13 protein-coding genes are annotated in these 17852 nt (G+C 70.8%); 1 reads left to right on the forward strand and 12 read right to left on the reverse strand.

Going from position 1 to position 17852, the window contains the following annotated elements:
• From GXW74_RS03405 to GXW74_RS03430, 6 genes are all read right to left on the reverse strand, one after another.
• Complete coding sequence (locus GXW74_RS03405) at nt 1–1590, reverse strand: dipeptide ABC transporter ATP-binding protein (protein WP_211844869.1); 1590 nt, start codon at nt 1588–1590, stop codon at nt 1–3.
• Nucleotides 1587–2420 (reverse strand): ABC transporter permease, encoded by an 834-nt coding sequence (locus tag GXW74_RS03410; RefSeq protein WP_211844870.1) that lies wholly within the window; start codon nt 2418–2420, stop codon nt 1587–1589. The genes GXW74_RS03405 and GXW74_RS03410 overlap by 4 nt, the downstream gene beginning before the upstream one ends.
• Entirely contained in the window at nt 2420–3397 is a 978-nt protein-coding gene (locus GXW74_RS03415) for an ABC transporter permease (RefSeq protein WP_211844871.1), read from the reverse strand. The genes GXW74_RS03410 and GXW74_RS03415 overlap by 1 nt, the downstream gene beginning before the upstream one ends.
• A complete protein-coding gene (locus GXW74_RS03420) occupies nt 3394–4986 on the reverse strand; it encodes an ABC transporter substrate-binding protein (RefSeq protein ID WP_211844872.1) in 1593 nt (530 codons plus the stop codon). Before GXW74_RS03420 ends, GXW74_RS03415 begins: the two co-directional genes overlap by 4 nt.
• A gap of 23 nt (nt 4987–5009) precedes the next feature.
• Nucleotides 5010–5798, reverse strand: coding sequence for a VOC family protein (locus GXW74_RS03425; RefSeq protein ID WP_211844873.1), 789 nt, complete (start codon nt 5796–5798; stop codon nt 5010–5012).
• Between the two features lie 101 nt (nt 5799–5899).
• Nucleotides 5900–6655: an SDR family NAD(P)-dependent oxidoreductase gene (locus tag GXW74_RS03430; protein ID WP_211844874.1), complete on the reverse strand. Its 756-nt coding sequence runs from the start codon at nt 6653–6655 to the stop codon at nt 5900–5902.
• A 134-nt stretch (nt 6656–6789) separates the two neighbouring features.
• Here GXW74_RS03430 and GXW74_RS03435 point away from each other — a divergent pair, with 134 nt between their 5' ends.
• Nucleotides 6790–8127, forward strand: coding sequence for a cyclic 2,3-diphosphoglycerate synthase (locus tag GXW74_RS03435; RefSeq protein WP_211844875.1), 1338 nt, complete (start codon nt 6790–6792; stop codon nt 8125–8127).
• A 4-nt stretch (nt 8128–8131) separates the two neighbouring features.
• On the opposite strand, the gene GXW74_RS03440 is transcribed toward GXW74_RS03435, so the two are convergent.
• The 6 genes from GXW74_RS03440 to GXW74_RS03465 are packed head-to-tail and all read right to left on the reverse strand — an operon-like array spanning nt 8132 to nt 17559.
• Nucleotides 8132–9244: a rhamnan synthesis F family protein gene (locus GXW74_RS03440; RefSeq protein ID WP_211844876.1), complete on the reverse strand. Its 1113-nt coding sequence runs from the start codon at nt 9242–9244 to the stop codon at nt 8132–8134.
• Nucleotides 9241–11106, reverse strand: a complete 1866-nt coding sequence (locus GXW74_RS03445; RefSeq protein ID WP_211844877.1) for a glycosyltransferase family 2 protein — start codon at nt 11104–11106, stop codon at nt 9241–9243. The genes GXW74_RS03440 and GXW74_RS03445 overlap by 4 nt, the downstream gene beginning before the upstream one ends.
• Nucleotides 11107–11148: 42 nt before the next feature.
• Nucleotides 11149–15351 (reverse strand): rhamnan synthesis F family protein, encoded by a 4203-nt coding sequence (locus GXW74_RS03450; RefSeq protein WP_211844878.1) that lies wholly within the window; start codon nt 15349–15351, stop codon nt 11149–11151.
• A gap of 20 nt (nt 15352–15371) precedes the next feature.
• Complete coding sequence (locus GXW74_RS03455) at nt 15372–16124, reverse strand: ABC transporter ATP-binding protein (protein WP_211844879.1); 753 nt, start codon at nt 16122–16124, stop codon at nt 15372–15374.
• 4 nt (nt 16125–16128) lie between these two features.
• On the reverse strand, nt 16129–16962 hold the full coding sequence (locus tag GXW74_RS03460) for an ABC transporter permease (RefSeq protein WP_211844880.1): 834 nt from the start codon (nt 16960–16962) through the stop codon (nt 16129–16131).
• Nucleotides 16963–17010: 48 nt separating this feature from the next.
• Entirely contained in the window at nt 17011–17559 is a 549-nt protein-coding gene (locus GXW74_RS03465) for an outer membrane lipoprotein (protein WP_211844881.1), read from the reverse strand.
• Nucleotides 17560–17852 lie beyond the last annotated feature (293 nt).

The following is a 17852-nucleotide window of genomic DNA, read 5'->3' on the forward strand; positions in this document are numbered from 1 at the left end:
TCAGGCGCCGAACAGCGCGCGGCCGGGGATCGCCTCGATCAGGCTGCGCGTATAGGCGCTGCGCGGCGCGGCGAAGACCTCGCCGATGCGGCCGGCTTCCTCGACCACGCCGCCGCGCATCACCGCGACCTCGTCGCAGAGCTGGGCCGCGACACGCAGATCGTGGGTAATGAACAGGATCGAGAGGCCAAGCCTCTCCTGCAATTCGCGCAGCAGCGCCAGCACTTGCGCCTGGACGCTGACATCGAGCGCTGAGACCGGCTCATCCGCCACCAGCACCTGCGGCTTCATCGCCAGCGCCCGCGCGATGCCGATGCGCTGGCGCTGGCCGCCGGAGAATTCGTGCGGGAAGCGGTCCACCGCATCCGGATCGAGGCCGACGGTGCAGAACAATTCGCGCGCCTCGGCCAACGCCTGCGCACGGCGCGCGCCGGCCGCAATCGGCCCCTGCGCCACCTGGGCACCAACCTTCCGGCGCGGGTTCAGCGAGGCATAGGGGTCCTGGAACACCATCTGCACCAGGCGCGCGGCCTCGCGCCGCTTCGCCGGCAGCGGCGCGCCGCCGATGACGACCTGCCCTCCGTCGCTGCCGAGCAGCCCGACGACGCAGCGCGCGAGCGTCGATTTCCCCGAACCGCTCTCGCCCACCACCGCCAGCGTCGAGCCGCGCTTCAGCGTCACCGAGACCGCATCCAGCGCCTTCACCGGCTTGCGGCGACGGAAGATGCCACGGGAGGCATAGGTCTTGGTCAGGCCACGCACCTCCAGCACCGCCTCCTCCGCCAGAGCGCGTGGAGCTGGCGCGGCGAGCCCGGGCACGGCGCGCAGCAGGGCGCGCGTGTACTCGTGCTGCGGCGCGGTCAACACATCGCGCGCCGTGCCCTCCTCCACCACACGGCCGAGCCGCATCACCGCCACCCGGTCGGCGATCTCCGCCACGACGCCGAAATCGTGGGTGATGAACATCACCGCCGTGCCGTGGCGCCTCTGCAGGTCCTTGATCAGCGCCAGAACCTGCGCCTGTGTCGTCACGTCGAGCGCGGTGGTCGGCTCATCGCAGATCAGCACCTGGGGTTCGAGCGCCAGCGCCATGGCGATCATCACGCGCTGGCGCTGACCGCCGGAGAGTTCATGCGGATAGGCGCGGAGCGCGCCTTCCGGGTCGGGCAGGTTGACCTCGCGCAGCGCGGCGACGGCGCGGCGCTCCGTCTCCTTCGCATCGAGGCCGAGATGGACGCGCCACATCTCGCCGATCTGCGCGCCCACCGTCATCAGCGGGTTGAGCGCCGTCATCGGCTCCTGGAACACCATGGCGATGCGGCGGCCGCGGATGGCGCGCCATTCCTCCGGCGACTTGGCGCGCAGATCCTCGCCGCACAGCGCCATCTGGCCGGATGCGATGGACAGCCCCGGCGCCAGCAGGCCCATGGCGGCGGAGGCGGTGACGGATTTCCCGGACCCGCTCTCGCCGACGACGCAGAGGATCTCCCCCGCCGCGACGGTCAGCGCGACCTCCTCGATCGCGAACTCCCGGTCCGCACCTTTGGGAAGGCGGATGGTCAGCCCTTCGACGGCGAGGCGTGTCGTCATCGGCCGCTCGCGATGCGCGGGTTGAGCGCGTCGTTCAGCCCCTGCCCCACCAGCGAGACGCCGAGGATGGTCAGCAGGATGGCAACGCCCGGGATGGCCGAGACGTACCACTCCGTCCGCAGCACGTTGCGGCCGAGGCCGATCAGGTTGCCCCAGGACGGCACGTTGGGATCGGAGAGCTGCAGGAAGGCGAGCGCGCTCTCCAGCAGGATCGCCACCGCCATGACGACGGAGGCGTAGACGATCACCGGCGGCAGGGCGTTCGGCAGCACTTCGCGCAGGATCAGGTGCGCATCGCCCAATCCCTGGACACGGCAGGCCTGGACGAAGTCCCGCGTGCGCAGGCTGAGGAACTCCGCTCGCGTCAGCCGCGCAACGGGTGGCCAGGAAACCAGGCCGATGGCGATGGTCACCGTCTCGATCGTGCTGCCGAAGACGGCAACCAGCACCAGCAGAAGCAGGAAATTCGGCAGTGTCTGGAAGGCCTCGGTCACGCGCATCAGCATCGTGTCGGTCGCGCCGCCGTAGAAGCCGGCCACCGCGCCGATGGCGATGCCGATCACCACGGCGATCGAGGTCGCGACGAATCCGATCAGCAGTGAGATGCGCGCCCCGTGAAAAAGTTGCGCCGCGATGTCCCGCCCCGACGGGTCGGTGCCGAGCGGGAAGCGCGGACTGGCCCCCGGCCATTGCAGCGGCCGGCCGGCGAGGCCGAGCGGATCGCCGGGATAGAACCACTGTGCCCCGACGCCCATCACAAGGACGGCGAGCAGGATCGCGGTGCCGATCAGCGCCGCCGGGCTGCGGAGATAGGCCTTGAACGCGCGCATCAGGATTCCGTCGAGATGCGCGGATCGAGCCGCGCATAGAGGATGTCCACCAGGAAGTTGATGGTGATGACGAGGATCGCAGAGACGAAGACGATGCCGAGCAGGGTATTGAGGTCCCGCTGCACCACGCTTTCATAGGCGAGCCGCCCAAGCCCCGGCAGGGCGAAGACGCTCTCCACCACCACCGAGCCGCCCAGCATGGTCCCGGCCTGCAGCCCGATCAGCGTTACCATCGGCAGCATGGCGTTGCGCAGCACGTGCCTCGCCACCACGCGCGTCTCGCTCAGCCCCTTCGCCCGTGCGGTGCGCACGAAGTCGAGGCTCAGCACCTCCAGCATCGAGGCGCGCATGATGCGCAGGTAGATGGCGAGGAAGATCAGCCCGAGCGTCAGCGTCGGCAGCACCAGGTGCCGGGCGACGTCCAGCACCGCGGCGATGCCGGTGTAGCCCATCGTGATGTCCGAGAAGCCGCCGGCCGGCAGCCATTGCAGATAGACGCTGAACAGCACGATCGCCATCAGGCCGAACCAGAAGGAGGGTGTCGCGTAGAACACCAGGCCCAACGTCGAGATCAGCGTGTCCGGCCAGCGGTTCACCCGCCGTGCCGCCACCACGCCCAGCACCAGCCCGAAGAAGAAGGCGAAGGAGAGCGAAGAGGCCATCAGCAGGATGGTCGGTGGCAGCCGCTCCAGGATCACGGTCGCGACCGGCTTGCCGTAGATGGCGGAGAAGCCGAGGTCGAGCGTCGCCAGCCGCGTCAGGTAGTTCCAGAGCTGCGCCGCGATGCCGGCATCGAGGCCGTAGAAGCGCCGCATCTCCTCGGCGAAGGCGGCATCGCCGCCGCCGATCTGCGCCATCAGCGCATCCACCGTGTCCCCGGGGGCAAATTGCAGCAGCAGGAACACGCCAACCAGGATCAGCAGCAGCGTCGGCAGCGAGGCGGCAAGCCGCCGCCCCGCGAGGCGCAGGACCCTCAAGACGCCAGCCAGGTGTCGTGCCAGGTCGAGGACGCCCAGCGCAGGTTGTTGCCGGCGTTGCGGATGCGCCTGTTGAACACCGAGACGAAGATCTGCTCGATCGGCATCCAGAGCGGCAGCTCGGTCTGCACCGCCTGGACGAAATCGGCATAGAGCCCCTTGCGCTTCACGGGATCGACCTCGGTCGCCGCGGCGTCGATGATCCCGTCGATCCGGTCGTCCTTCCAGCCCCACTGGTTGGTCCAGGGCGCGCCGACCGGGCTGCCGGAGCGATACCAGACCGTCGTGCTGACCGCCGGATCGGACCGGTACTGGTGCCAGCCGGTCGCGAGGTCGAAGGCGTGGTCGCGATAGACGCTGCGCAGGAAGCCGGCGGCGTCGTTGCGCACGATCTCGACACGGATGCCGACCTGCTGCAGCGACTGCTGGATGAAGGTGGACCACAGGGCGATGTCCTCGCCCCAGGGCGCGGGCAGCAGGCGGAGGCCGAAGCGCACGCCACCGGCGCCGCGGCGCTGCCCGGCCTCGTCCAGCAGGCGGTTCGCCGCCGCCACGTCGTAGCCATACTGCGGCATCGGCGCCGTCGGGTAGTAGTCGGTCGAGACGGACGGGATCGGCCCCGTGCCGGGCTTGGCGAAGGGGCCGAGGAAGTTCTCGATGAAGAAGGGCACGTTGATCGCGTGCGCGATCGCGCGGCGCACGCGGATGTCGGCGAGCACCGGATTGCGGAAGTTGAATTCCAGCGTGTTGGTGCGGACATTGCCCTCATTGCCGCGCGTCGTCGCCTCGAAGCGCGGGTCGCGGCCGAGCCGCTGCATGTCGGCGATGGTCAGCGAGGAATACGGGCTGAACAGGATCTGCCCCGCTTCCATCTGCGCGGCGGCGGCCGCGCGGTCGCTCACCACCCGCCAGACCACGCGGTCGAGATAGGGCATGTTGTTGCGCCAGTAGTCGGGGTTGCGCTCGGCGATGATGTGCTGCCCGCGCTCGTACTGGACGAACTTGAAGGGGCCCGTGCCGACCGGCGCCGTGTTGGCCGGGTTCTGGCGGATGTCGCCAGTCTCGAAGACGTGCTTCGGCGAGATGTAGCCGAGATCCGGCAGCGCGCGCAGCAGCAGCCCCTGGGGCATCGGCCGCTCGTACTTGAAGATGGCGGTGTGCGGATCGGGCGTCTGAACCTCGGTCAGGAACTGCTGCAGCGTGGTCCCGTAGTTGAGGATCTTCTTCCACATCTCCATGGCGGTGAACTGCACGTCGGCCGAGGTGAAGGGCTTGCCGTCATGCCAGGTCACGCCGCGGCGCAGACGGAAGACATGGGTCTTGCCGTCCGGCGCGCTTTCCCAGGATTCCGCGAGCACGCCGACCGGATTGCCCTGCGCGTCGAGGTCGAGCAGCGCCTCCTGGATCTTGCCGCCGACGATGTAGACGCCGGTCGAGGCCTGCAGGGACGGGTTGAGGATGCGCTGCTCGGTGGCGAAATGCACCGTCAGCACGCCACCACGGCGCGGCGCCTCCTGCGCGATCGCGCTGGCCGGGATCAGGGCGGCGGCACCGAGGAGGAAGGTCTCGCGGCGCGTGGGTCCGTTCATCGTATCGTCTCCTGCCGATCGGATCAGGGGGCTTCGAAGATCACGGCGACGCCGGTGGCGAAGCCGGTGGGACGGGGCTTGGGGGTGCCGAGGACCATGGCCGCGCCGCCTTCCCGCGGCAGCGCATCCTCGGCGCAGCCGGCCAGGCGGGCGATCGCCGCGCGCGGCGCGAAAGCGATCTCGCCGCGCCCGGCACCGGTCGCGACGATGCGGAACTCGCCTTCCTGCCGCACGGCGGCCTCGATCGCGGCGGCCAGGCCGGCGGCGGAGCCCTCCGGATCATCGCTCGCCACCAGCAGGCGCTTGATGCGCGTCACGCCATTGGCATGCGCCTGCAGCGAGGGCACCCACACCGCATCCCGCGTGTGGTGCTGGCAGGCGAAGATGCCGAGCCCGCCCACCCGCGCGGAGGTCGGCCAGCGGAAGACGGTGAAGCGCGCCTCGGTCTCGGTGCCGTCCGGCAGCGCCACGGGGCGGCCGAAATCGACCGGGCCGACGGCGTCCACGCCGCGCGCACGCAACGCCTCCGCGCCCGCCGCGGCGTCCGTGGTGGTGAAGGCGGCGCGGTCGAGCCCTTCGCGCATCGCCACGAAGTCACGCAGCGCCTGGTTGTGCGGCGTCGGCGTCACGACACCGAGGAGCTCGAGGTAGTCCTCACCGAACATCATCGTGTAGTTGGCGCTGCCGATATGCGCGCTGTGCAGCCCCGGCGGCGACAGCGTGAAGCCGAGCGCACCCCACGCCTCCGCCGCGGCATCGAGGTCGCGCACGGCGACAACGAGATGATCCAGTCCAACCAGCGTCGGCAGCATGCGTCACCCCTCACCAAACTGGGATACTCGCATCCCACTTGACGCACCGCAACATCGCCCGGTGCGGAAGGGGCGGCCGGGCGCCGCCCCACCCTGCGGCCTCAGGTCAGGAAGACGCCGCCGTTCACATGGATGGTCTGGCCGGTGACATAGCCGCCCTCCGGCCCCGCCAGCATGCGGACCACGGCGGCGATCTCCTCGACGCTCGCCTTGCGGCGCAGCGGGATGCCCTCCCCCCGGCCGAGGCTCGTCGGCATGGCGCCAGCGCTTGCGCCGCGTGCCGTGTCCACCGCGCCGGGCGCGACGCAGTTGGCGCGGATGCCATGCGGCGCCAGTTCCACCGCCAGCGCGCGCATCAGGCCTTCGAGCCCCGCCTTGGACGCCGAGACATGCGCCCGGTTCGGCGTGCCGACATGCGTCGAGATGCCGGACAACCCGATGATCGAGCCGCCGCCGCGCGCGATCATCAGCGGCGCCGCCGCCCGGGTCAGGATGAAGGCGCCGTCGAGCGCGACCGAGAGGATCTCCCGCCATTCCGCCAGGCTCATCTCCAGGAAGGGCGTCTGGCGCCGCAGGCCGGCATTGCTCACCAGAATGTCGAGGCCGCCGAGGCCGCCGCGGATGCCCTCCATCATGCCGGCCACCGCCTGCGGATCCGAAACATCGGCAAGCGCCGCCTGTGCCTGCCCGCCCATGGCCCGGATCTCCTGCGCCACGGCTTCGATCGCCGCGGCGTCGGAACGGCCGTTCACCACCACGGTCGCGCCGTCCCGCGCGAGGGAGAAGGCGATCGCCCGCCCGATGTTCTTCCCCGCGCCCGTCACCAGCGCGATCTTTCCTGCGAGTGTCCCACCCATCCCGTTCGTTCCTGTCACGGATTTGTGCCTGAGGCGGCCGATAGCACGCCGCGCAGGATGCCGGCAGGGGCGGACGCGCTTGACGCCGCCCGCGCGGCGCGCTGTTGACAGCCGATGACGAACAGGGGTTGCGCATGACCGAAGGCAGGACAGGACAGCGGCGGCGCATCGTCATCCTCGGGGCGGCGGGGCGCGACTTCCATGTCTTCAACACCGCCTTCCGCGACGATGCCGCGCATCAGGTCGTCGCCTTCACCGCGGCGCAGATCCCGAACATCGCCGGCCGCGCCTATCCGGCATCGCTCGCCGGCGCGCTCTACCCCGCCGGCATCCCGATCCGCGAGGAGGCGGACCTGCCCCGCCTGCTCCGTGAGGAGGCGATCGACGAGGTGGTCTTCGCGTACAGCGATGTCACGCACGCGCATGTGATGCACCTTGCCTCCATCGCCTTGGCGGGCGGCGCGGATTTCGCGCTGCTCGGACCGAAGCGCACCATGCTGGCCGCGGCGAAGCCGGTCATCGCGGTCTGCGCCGTGCGTACCGGCTGCGGCAAGTCCCAGGTGACGCGCTGGATCGCGGCGCGCCTGCGCGCGCGGGGCCTGCGCGTCGGCGTGCTGCGGCACCCGATGCCCTATGGCGACCTCGCGCGGCAGGCCGTGCAGCGCTTCGCCTCCCGCGAGGACCTCGACGCCGCCGACTGCACGATCGAGGAGCGCGAGGAATACGAGCCGCACATCGCCGCCGGCCAGGTGGTCTACGCAGGCGTCGACTACGCGGCCATCCTCGCCAGCGCGCAGGCGGAGTCCGACATCCTGCTGTGGGAGGGCGGCAACAACGACTTCCCCTTCCTGCGTCCGGATCTGCTGATCACGCTCGTCGACCCGCTGCGCCCCGGCCATGAATCCGCCTACCACCCGGGCGAGGGAGTGCTGCGCATGGCGGATGTCGTGCTCGTGGCGAAATCGAACGCGGCGCTGGAGGACGACATCGCCAGCGTCATCGCGGCGACGCGCAGGATGAACCCGGACGCCGTGCTGGTGCGCGGCGCGTCGCGTGTCACCCTCGACGATCCCGGTGCCGTGCGCGGCAAGCGCGTGCTGGTGGTCGAGGACGGGCCGACGCTGACGCATGGCGGCATGGCGACCGGCGCCGGCCACGCCGCCGCGCTCGCAGCAGGCGTCGCGGAGATCGTCGATCCGCGCCGCTCGGCCAGCCCGGCGATCGCGGCGGTCTTCGCGGCCTTCCCGCATCTCGGCCGGGTGCTGCCGGCGATGGGCTACGACGCGGCACAGCGCGCGGCGCTCGCCGAGACCATCGCGCGATCGGAAGCGGAACTGGTCGTCTCCGGTACGCCCGCCGCGCTGGAGGGGCTGACGAAGCCCGTCATCCGAGCGCGCTACGCCTATGAGGAAGCGGAGGAGCCCGGCCTTGGCGCGGTGGTGGACGGCTTCGTCGCAGCGGCGCCTGGCTGACGCGTCAGGGTCCGAGCGCCGCGAGATGCGCCTCGAGCTCCGCCACCGGAACGGGTGAGTCCGACGGGACCAGCGCAGGCCAGGTCTCGACTTCCGGCAGGCGGCCGGGATTGCGCCGGGCGAGCTCGGTCTTGATGAAGGGACAGCCGGCCGGTCCGGCGAGCACGCGCCAGAGATGCTGCGAGGGGTTGAGCGGCCTCTGCATCAGCACTTCGCGCAGCGCGGCGGGGTCATCGCCCTCGAGCAGGCCGGGCAGCGCACGGTCGAGATAGGCACGCTCGGCCGGGTCGCGCAGCGCGATCTCCACCAGCCCGGCATAGGAGAACACGGCGGCGACGCGGTTGCCGGCTTCCCGCATCGCGCGCGCGAGGCGAAGCTCGCCGCGCTGCACGATGGTCCATTTCGACCGGCTCAGCCGCATGGCGTCGAGGAAGGCGGCGAGGTCGCCCACGGCTTTCGTACCCTGCGCCAGCAGGAACCAGGACTGCATGTGCGGACCGCCCTGGATGCTCTCGAGCATGCCGTAGAAGCCCGGTCCGCCGGCCCGCATGGCGGCGAGAACGGGTTCCAGCGGCCGGATCGGGCCCATGACACTGTCATTGACCAGCAGCAGTTCGGTCATCGCCGGCCACCGCGCGCGGGCTTCCGGCACCAGATCCTTCCAGGCGCCGAAATCCAGCCCGCGATTGCGCCGGTGCACCACCAGCGCGGCGGTGCGGCGCGCCTCCTGCCAGGAGTGCTCGGGAAAGGCCGGGCTGTTGGAGACGACCACCACCGCGAAGCCAAGCTGGCGAAAGGTCGCGAGTTGCCGCCGCACCATGGCGGTGAGTGCGCCATCTCGGCTGAACTGCACATAGACCGCAACGGAGCGGGCTCCCGGCACGGGATCCTCGCCCTCCTCCATGCGCAGGATCGGGTCCGGCTGCGGCCGCCGCGCATCGAGCCGGTCCAGCACGAAGGCCTGCGCCTGGTCGACCGCCAGATCGCAGGCGCGGCGCGCGAAGCGGCCCCATCCCGCGAGCGTCGCCCCCAGCCGTCGCCCGGCCGCCATGCCATGGCGCCAGCGCGCAAGGCCGGGATCCCGGAAGTCGAGATCGGTGAGTGGCGGAACGGTCACCATCGCGGAACGCGCGGCGGCTCCGCAAGGTCCGGCCAGCCGGTAAGCAGCGAGAGATTCGGATTCCAGCACGGATCCTGGTCCAGCGCCTCGCCCCAGCGGGCGCGCATGACCGCCGTCTCGCTCCGGAAACGCGCCGCCTTCGCGCCGCGCTGGTCGTCGCCGCGCGACGCGGACTCCTTGTGATAGAGCAGCGCGAACGGCGTCCAGAGGTTGCGGTACCCCCGCGCGCGCAGGCGCAGGCAGAAATCGACATCGTTGTAGGCGACCTTCAGATCCTCCTCGTCCAGTCCGCCGACCTCCTCGTAGAGCGCGCGCCGCACGGCGAGGCAGGCGCCTGTCACCGCGGAGACGGTGCGCGTCACGGCGAGCAGGCCAAAGGGCCCCGGGTCGTCACGACGCGCATGCGGATAGCAATACCCCGCCACGCCTCCGGGCCATCCGGTGCCGAGCAGCACGCCGGCGTGCTGCACGGTATCGTCGGGGTAGAGCAGCTTTGCGCCCACCGCCCCGATCTCCGGACGCATCGCCTGGGAGACCATCTCGCGCAGCCAGCCCGGCTCGATCACCTCGATGTCGTTGTTGAGCAGCAGCAGGACCTCGCCCCGCGCCTCGGTCACGGCGAGATTGTTCAGACGCGAGTAGTTGAAGGCACCCGGCACGCCGAGGATGCGTACCCGCGGATCCTCGCGCAGCCGGTCGAGCAGCGCGAGCGTCTGCGGCTCCGTGCTTTCATTGTCGAGGATGATGACCTCGATCCGCGGGTAGTCGGTCCGGTGCAGCAGGCCGTCCAGGCACGCCCCGAGCAACTCGCCACGATCCCGCGTCGGCACGATCACGCTGACCAGGGGGGGGGGATCGGGCAGCGGGTACATGATGCGGTGGCAGACGCGGAGCAACGGATTCGGCACGACCTGCGCCGGCGATCCGGCGGCCGCGAGCGCGTCGGTGATGGCGCGCCGCGCCGCATTCGCGCAGCGCTCCACCCGGCACTCCGAGGAGGAGGAAGCGGCAGCGCCCTGGCGCCAATGGTACAGCACGCGGGGGATGTGCCGCACCGCCTTCGTTCCGGCAGCGCCCACGGCCCGCAATGCCAGGTCGTGGTCCTGGCTGCCCTCGAAACCCAGGCGGAAGCCGCCGATGCGCTCCAGCAACTCGCGCCGGTAGGCGCCGAGGTGGCCGACCATGTTCTGCACCAGCAGCAGGTCGGGGTCGAAATCCGCCTTGAAGTACGGATCCGAGCGCCGGCCGCGCTCATCGACCTTGTCCTCGTCGGAGTAGATGACCGCTGCCTCCGGGTGGCGCCGGATTTCCGCGGCGACGCGGAACAGCGCCGTTTCCGGCAGCAGGTCGTCATGGTCCATCAGAACCACCCACTCCCCCTTCGCGAGGGCAAGCGCGGTGTTGCTCGCGGCGCTGATGTTGCCGTTGACGTCCCGCCGCACCCAGCGGATGCGCGGATCGGCCGCGGCGAGTTCGGCCAGCGTACGGGCGACATGCGGTGACGGGGAGGCATCGTCGGCGATGCAGAGTTCCCAATGCGGGTAGAGCTGCGCCTGAACGGAGGCGATGGCGGCGCGCAACAGCGCATCGGCCGTATCGTAGGCAGGCATGACGACCGAAAGCAGCGGTGGTGCATCCCAGGTGGCGATCTCGGCCCGGAGGCGGGCGCGGTCGCGCTCGCTCGGCGCGTCATGCGCGGCGATCCAGTCGCCGTATCCGATCCTCGGCAATGCGCTGCCGAAGCCACGCAGCGCCGGCAGCGCCGGCCCCAGCGCCGCGCGCAGCCACGGCGCGCGCCGCAGCGCCGCCCGCGCACCCGCAGCGATGCGCCTCAGCCCGGCCACGGGCCAGCGCCACATGCGCATCACCGCATCCCGGATCCCCATGACCGGTCCGAGGCCTCAGCCCTGAACGGCTGTCGGCACGACGAAGCCGGTGCGGCCAGCGACATCGCGCAGCGCGTCGAGCAGCGTGGCGCGGAAACGCTCGGGGCTGCAATCCTCGGCGACGGCGGCCAGGCCCGCCTCGCGCAGCCGGATCCAGAGCGCGTCGTCGCGCCACAGGCGCTCGCAGGCGGCAGCGAACTCTTCCGGCGAATCGGCCGCGAGAAGCTGCGCTTCGTTGCTCCATCCAAGCTGCCCCGCAAGCAGGTTCGTCGCCACCACCGGAATGCCGACCGAGGCGGCCTCGTGAACCTTCATCGGTATGCCGGCGGCGTAGCGCGTCGGTGCGACGAACAGGCGGCATTCAGAATAGAGGCGGGTCAGGTCCTCGACGCGGCCGAGCAGTTGCACCCGCGGCGAGGCCAGCATGCGCACGCGCGCCGCGCCGCTGCGTCCGACCACCTTCAGCACCCAGTCGGTCCCGATCCGCGCGTCGAGCCGCGGCATCACCTCCTGCACGAACCATACGAGCGAATCCGTGTTGGGCGAATCATCCTCGTCGAGCGCGCCGACGAAAAGGATGTCGTGGCGGCCTTCCGGCCCGCCGTCGACGGGGTTCGGCATCAGCGCATGGCCGAGCACCCGCGAATCCGAGCGCCCGCCGGCGCGGAACTTGCGCGCCTCCGTCTCGGTCACCGCGAGCACGATCCGCGCCCCTGCGGACAACGCGATCTCCCTGGCCATGGCCCTGGAGGCCGCGCCCGCCGGCTGGCCGCCGAGCGCCGCGCGCATCGCGTCGCGGCCGGCGAAGATCGCCTCGGCGTCGTAGAGCAGCGGCGTGCGCGCGGCGAAGTCCGGCGCCTCCCGGATGGCGCGCGCATAGGCCGCCATGTTGTGGGGGCGGCTGACGAAGACGGCATCGTAACATCCCGTGCGGGCGCGCAGGAAGGACGCGAGCCCCGTGGCGCCAGCGCCCACGGCGATCTCGATGGTGGGCGGCAGCACCTCATAGGCGGCCTCGCAGGAGAAGGTCGGCACCACCATCGGATAGAGCGTGGCCGACCACCCGCCGCCGGCCATCTCGCGCAGGATGCGTGCGGCCCGCGGATAGCCGGCGCCGAGTGCCGGAAAGGGGACGCGGTCGTCGATCACGAGAACGCGGCCCGCCCCGCCGGGGCGCAGCCGCGCCGCCACCGCCGGCGCGGTCGGCGGCAGGTGCCCCGCCTCCAGCGCGGCGCGATGGCGTTGCACGAAGATGTCCCGGTGTCGCGCCTGCAGCGCCAGCGCGGTCTGCGAGGAGGCGGAGCTGCCGAATTCGACATGGGTGATGCGCGCCTTCGGCTCGTAGCCGACGCGGAAGCCCGCGGCGCGGATGCGCATGCAGAGGTCGGTCTCCTCGTAGTAAGCCGGCGCGAAGGCCTCGTCGAAGCCGCCGAGGCGCTCGAACAGCGATCGCCGCACCATGAGGAAGGCGCCGGAGCAATAGTCCACATCGCGTCGGAACTGGAATTCGGCCTCGCCGGGATCGCGCCCGCGCCCGTAGCCCATGCAGGCGCCGTCGCGGAAGATGATGCTGCCCGCTTCCTGCAGCGTGCCGTCGAGCAGCACGATCGGGCCGCCGACAGCGCCGAGGTCGGGCTCCGCATCAAGCCGTGCCACGGCGGCGGCGATGGCGCCCGGTGCGACGCGCGTGTCGTTGTTGAGCAGCAGGATGTGCTCGCCCTGCGCATCCTGGGCGGCACGGTTCACGCCGCGCAGGAAGTGCAGGTTCTCGGGGCTGCGGATGACGCGCACGCCGTCCAGCCGGTCGAGCAGTGCGCCGGTCGCGTCGGTCGAGCCATTGTCGAGGATGATGACCTCGATGCCGGCCTCCGCCTCGCGCAGCAGGGATTGCAGGCAGTGGAAGGTGAACTCCGCCTGGTTGAACAGCACCAGGATGACGCTGACGCGCGGCGCGGCCCGCGTGGGAAACACGAGGCGGGAACCGTCCACCAGGAAGGCGGAGAGATCGGCCGCGCATTGCGTGCGGAAGGCCTGCTTCAGCGCCTCCTCCTTCCCGGCCAGCGCGTCCGGGGTCGGGCGCGGCCGCCGCCCCGGCAGGAGCAGCGCGGGCATCTGGTCGGAAACCGCCCATTCGAGATCGGCCTGCGTCGCCACATGAAGGGCCCGTTCGGGCGGCGCGATCGCCTTGTCCGATCCGGCATGCACCCAGCGGAAGCCGGCCTTCTCGCAAGCGTAGAAGTACAGCCGCTCGACCGCATGGGCGAGCGTGCCGTCGGTCTGCGCCCCTTCCTCGGCGAAGTCCTCGACGGTGAGGCCGGCCTCGAGCAGTGGCGCCAGCGCCGCGCTGCGCGCCCAGAACATCGACCCCGCCGGGAAGTCGAGCGGACTGTCAGGCGCCAGCGCGATCCCCATGCGCGCCGCAAGCCTGCGCGCGGGCAGGAAGTTCACGTCCCAGCCCATGTAGGGACGTATGACGGGGAAGTTGCGCGGCGCCACCATGCCGAGCCGCGGCAGGCGCGCGAAGGCCTCCAGGATCGAGCCGACCGACGCGGTGGAGCCGAGCAGGCCATCGAGGATGAAGCCCCGCCACGGAGCAAGGCGCGGGTCATGGGTCGAGGCCTTGGTGTGCAGGTGCAGCACCAGGTCGTGTTCCGCGTGCACGTCGTGGAAGCCGACGATCTTCGGCGCGATGTCGCGGCCGCGGTTCGGCATCACCCGCACATCGAGCCGCGCCGCCGGGCCGGAGGCGAAGTGCCGCCGCAGGGCTTCCGCCTTCTCCTCGGTGTCGGTCGAGATGCAGAGCGAGAAGGGCACGGGAATGGCCCCGAGGCGCCGGCTGAACTCCTCGGCCTGGTCGAGGTGGAATGCGTGCAGCAGGACAGCGATGCGGAATTGCGGCGTCGCGATCTCCGGCTGCACGCTGAACGGCAGCAGGAGGACAGGCTCCCGTGCGCTTTCCACCTCACCGACGACGGCGGCCGCACGCGCCTGAATGGCACGGCGTTCACGCAGGCGGGCCGGCAACTGGCCGGTGGCGGTCCACCAGCCCAGGCGCGCAGCGCGGCGGAACAGGGTGCGCAGGGCCGGCACGTGCCCGATCGCACGGCGCAGCGGCGCCGTCACCCGCCAAATCGTGCTGGCCTCGATGACGCTGAGGCGGAAGGCGACCGCGTTGCGCTCCGTCAGCGCGGCGTCGCGCTCCGCCCGCGCGGCATCGCGTTCCGCCGCTGCCGCATCACGCTCCACCGCCGCGGCATCGCGCGCCGCCTCTGCCACCTCACGCTCCACTTCCGCGGCATGGAGCGCCATCACCGCCGTCTCACGCTCCGCCTCCGCGGCATCGCGCTGGGCCTGCACGGCGTCGCGCTCGGCCTGCATCCGGCGCAACTCGTCCTGCGTGCCCTCGGGCCCGGGAGCGCAGCAGCTCTGGTCGATGCCCGTGACCTTGGCCGACGCGGCCGAGGGCAGCACTTCCGTCTGATGGCCGGGCACCGGCGACGCGAAGGGCTTTGCGGGCTCCGCGCCGCCTGCGGCGTGGTCGCTGAACGCCCGGCGGTGGGGCGCCTCCTTCGAAGCCGGCAGGCGCTCGATCGCCGCGACGGAATCGTAGAAAGCGATGCGCGCGATCCCTCCGTTCATGGACCGCAGGAAGGACAGCGTGTCCGGATCCGGTGCCGCACCCGCCTCGAGGTGATCGGCATGCACCGCGTCGACCAGCCCCTTGAGCCACTCCAGCGCGGCTCCGGGCGCCCGGAGGCCTGTGCCGTAGGCACTCCGATGGCTCGCGTGGAGGTCCTCGATCAGATAGAGCCCGCCGGGCGCAACGCGGGAGAAGCAGGCGCGAAAGGTCGCGCTGATGTCGCGGGACCGATGCGAACCGTCGTCGATCACGATGTCGAACTGGCGGTCGCCAAGCAGGCGGTCGAGCTCCGCGGGGTCGGTCGCGTCGCCGGTAAGGATCTCGACATTGCCTTCGAAGGTGAGCTTCGCGCACTCAGGATCGACGTCGATGCCAAGAATGGTGGAGCCCGGCGGCAGGAACTTCGCCCAGAGCTCGAGCGAGCCGCCGTTCTGCACGCCGATCTCGACCAATCGCGCAGGCTCCTCCGCTTCGCGGAACCCGGCAAGCTCATGGTCATAGATCGACAGGTACTGCTCCCACTTGTTGGAGATGCGACCTTCGTGCGCCAGGAACAACTCAGTCAGAGTCGGTCGCAAAATGCTACTCCTCACCCGGCTCAGTCCACGCCGTCCGACGCCGGCGCCTCCCCCAAGATCTCCGCGACCGTCCCGTCCGCCGTGATGCGGCCACCCTCGAGTCGAATCGCCCTCGTGCACCATTTCCGTACGATAGCGTTATCGTGCGTCGCAATCAGCAGAATCTCGGCATCCGTCACCAGGCGCGCGAGCCTCTCCTCGGCCTTCGTCATGAATTCGGCGTCGCCGGCGAGGAACCACTCGTCCATCAGCAGGATCTCGGGCGTCATCGCCGTCGCCATGGCGAAGGCGAGGCGGACGTTCATGCCAGCCGAATAGCCGCGGATCGGCATGTCGAGGAAGTCGCCTAGCCCGGCGAAACCCGCCACCTCCTCGGCCAGGGCGCGGCCCGCGGCCTCGGTCATGCCGCGGTAGAGCGCGCGCAGGACGACGTTCTCCCGCCCCGTCAGCAGGCTGTCCATGCCAGCGGCCGGGTCGATCAGGGAGCCGATCTCCCCCGTGACGGAAAGCTGCCCGGCGACGGGCTCGTAGATTCCGGCGACGGTGCGCAGCAGGGTGGTCTTGCCGGCGCCGTTCGGGCCGACCAGCGCGACGCGCTCCCCGCTGCGGATGGTGAAGGAGAGGTCGCGCAGCGCCGCGACGACGATGCGGTTGTCCTCGTCCTTGCGCAGCCTGAGCGGCGACGAGGCGAGGATGCGCTGCTTCAGCGAGCGCGCATTGTGGTGGTAGAGCGGGAACTCGATGGCGAGGCCCGCCGCCTCGATCAGCGCCATGGCGTCAGACCCAGAATGCGATACGGCCGCGGAAGCGCACGAAGAGCGCCCAGGACACGGCGACCAGCAGTGCGGTCCAGATCACGGCCATGACCCAGACGAGCAGGCTTCCGGCCCCGCCCATCAGCGGACCGCGCACGGTCTCCATCACCGCGAAGAATGGGTTGAGCGGCATCAGCGGCGCCCATTCGCCGACCATGTCGGGCTTCCACATCACCGGGGAGACGAAAAAGGCGAGTTGCATCACCGAGCCGACGATCGGCGGGATATCGCGGAACCGCGCGCAGAGCATGCCGAGAAGGAAGGAGGAGGCGAACCCCCCCACCGCGATGATGAGCAGGCCGGGCAGCGCGAGCAGAACGCCCCAGCCCGGCGCGACGCCGTAGATCGCGAAGACCACGGCGATGAGCGGGAGATTGTGCGCCGCGATCACCGCATTGCGGAACACCACCCGCAGCGCGTGCACCGTATAAGGCAGCGGCATCTGGCGGATGACGCCCTCGACCGAGGTCAGGCAGGCCGTCGCGTCGGTGGTGACCTGCGCGATCATGCCCCAGATGATCAGGCTGGCCGCGAGCCAGGGCAGGTAGTCGCCCACCTCCATGCCGAACAGCTTGGCATAGAGGAAGCCGAGCGAGGCGAGCATCACCGCGGTCGAGATCGTCAGCCAAAGGGGCCCGAGCACGGAGCCCCGGTAGCGGTGGGTGATGTCGCCGCGCGCCAGCGCCCAGGCCAAGCGCCAGCGCGCGAATCCGGTCGCGAGGTCCTCCAGCGCGCGCTCTCGCCGGCGCGGATTGCTGGCATCGTAAGCGCGGACGGGGCTTGGGGGGTGCAGCATAGGCGCGGGCTTCTACACGCCTCCTGGCCCGGCCGGAAGGGCGCGGGGCTACTTCCCGCCGCGCGCGTCCACCGGGCCGCCGCCGTAGCCGCCGCCATAGGCGGCCCCGTAGCCGACCGGCGCGGCGCCGCCCGCGGCGCGGGACAGGCGCACGCGGTCGCCCTGGGTGATGGTCACACGGTCGCCCACCGTCAGGCCGAGTTCGTTGGTCTGGATGACCGAACGGGTGGCTCCGCTGTCGTCGCGAATGATGAATTCCATGGCATCGCCGCGCGTAACACCTTCCTCGATTGCCGCGCCGGCCACGCCGCCGGCGAGCGCGCCGATGACGCCGCCCACCGCCCGCGCACGCCAGTCGCCGCCGATCGTGCTGCCGAGGACGCCGCCCGCGACCGCGCCCGTGCCGGCGCCGATACCGCTGCGCGTGCCCTGCACCGCGACCGGCCGCATGCCGACGATGGTCCCATGGGAGACATAGCCGGAGGTGCCCAACGCATACCGGTCCACCGTGCTGTTGCCGGCCGGGGCACAGGCGGAAAGCCCCGCGCCGAGCGCAAGGACAGCGCAGATCGGCGCGAAGCGACGGACGTCGAGCATGCTACCAGTCTCCCCAGGTTCGCCCGCGGCAGAACGGGCTGTCGGCGCATCAGCGTGCCGCGCCATGGCCACAATAGGATGCGACACGGCTAGCCGTGGAGCCGGTCGCGTTGCAAGAACCCCACATGCTGTGGGCTTCGCGCAAGACTTGACCCGGCGCCTCCGCCTAGCCTACGCAACATTTCAGTTTATTGCTCGACACGCCTGTGGGTCGGGGCAGCCTGGGTGGGACGGAAGGGGATCCGGACCACCGCTTAGGGGGGCAGGCTCCGGGACGGGCCCGATGGAGACCA

The organism is Neoroseomonas eburnea (genome assembly GCF_018129005.1).
Lineage (GTDB): Bacteria > Pseudomonadota > Alphaproteobacteria > Acetobacterales > Acetobacteraceae > Neoroseomonas > Neoroseomonas eburnea.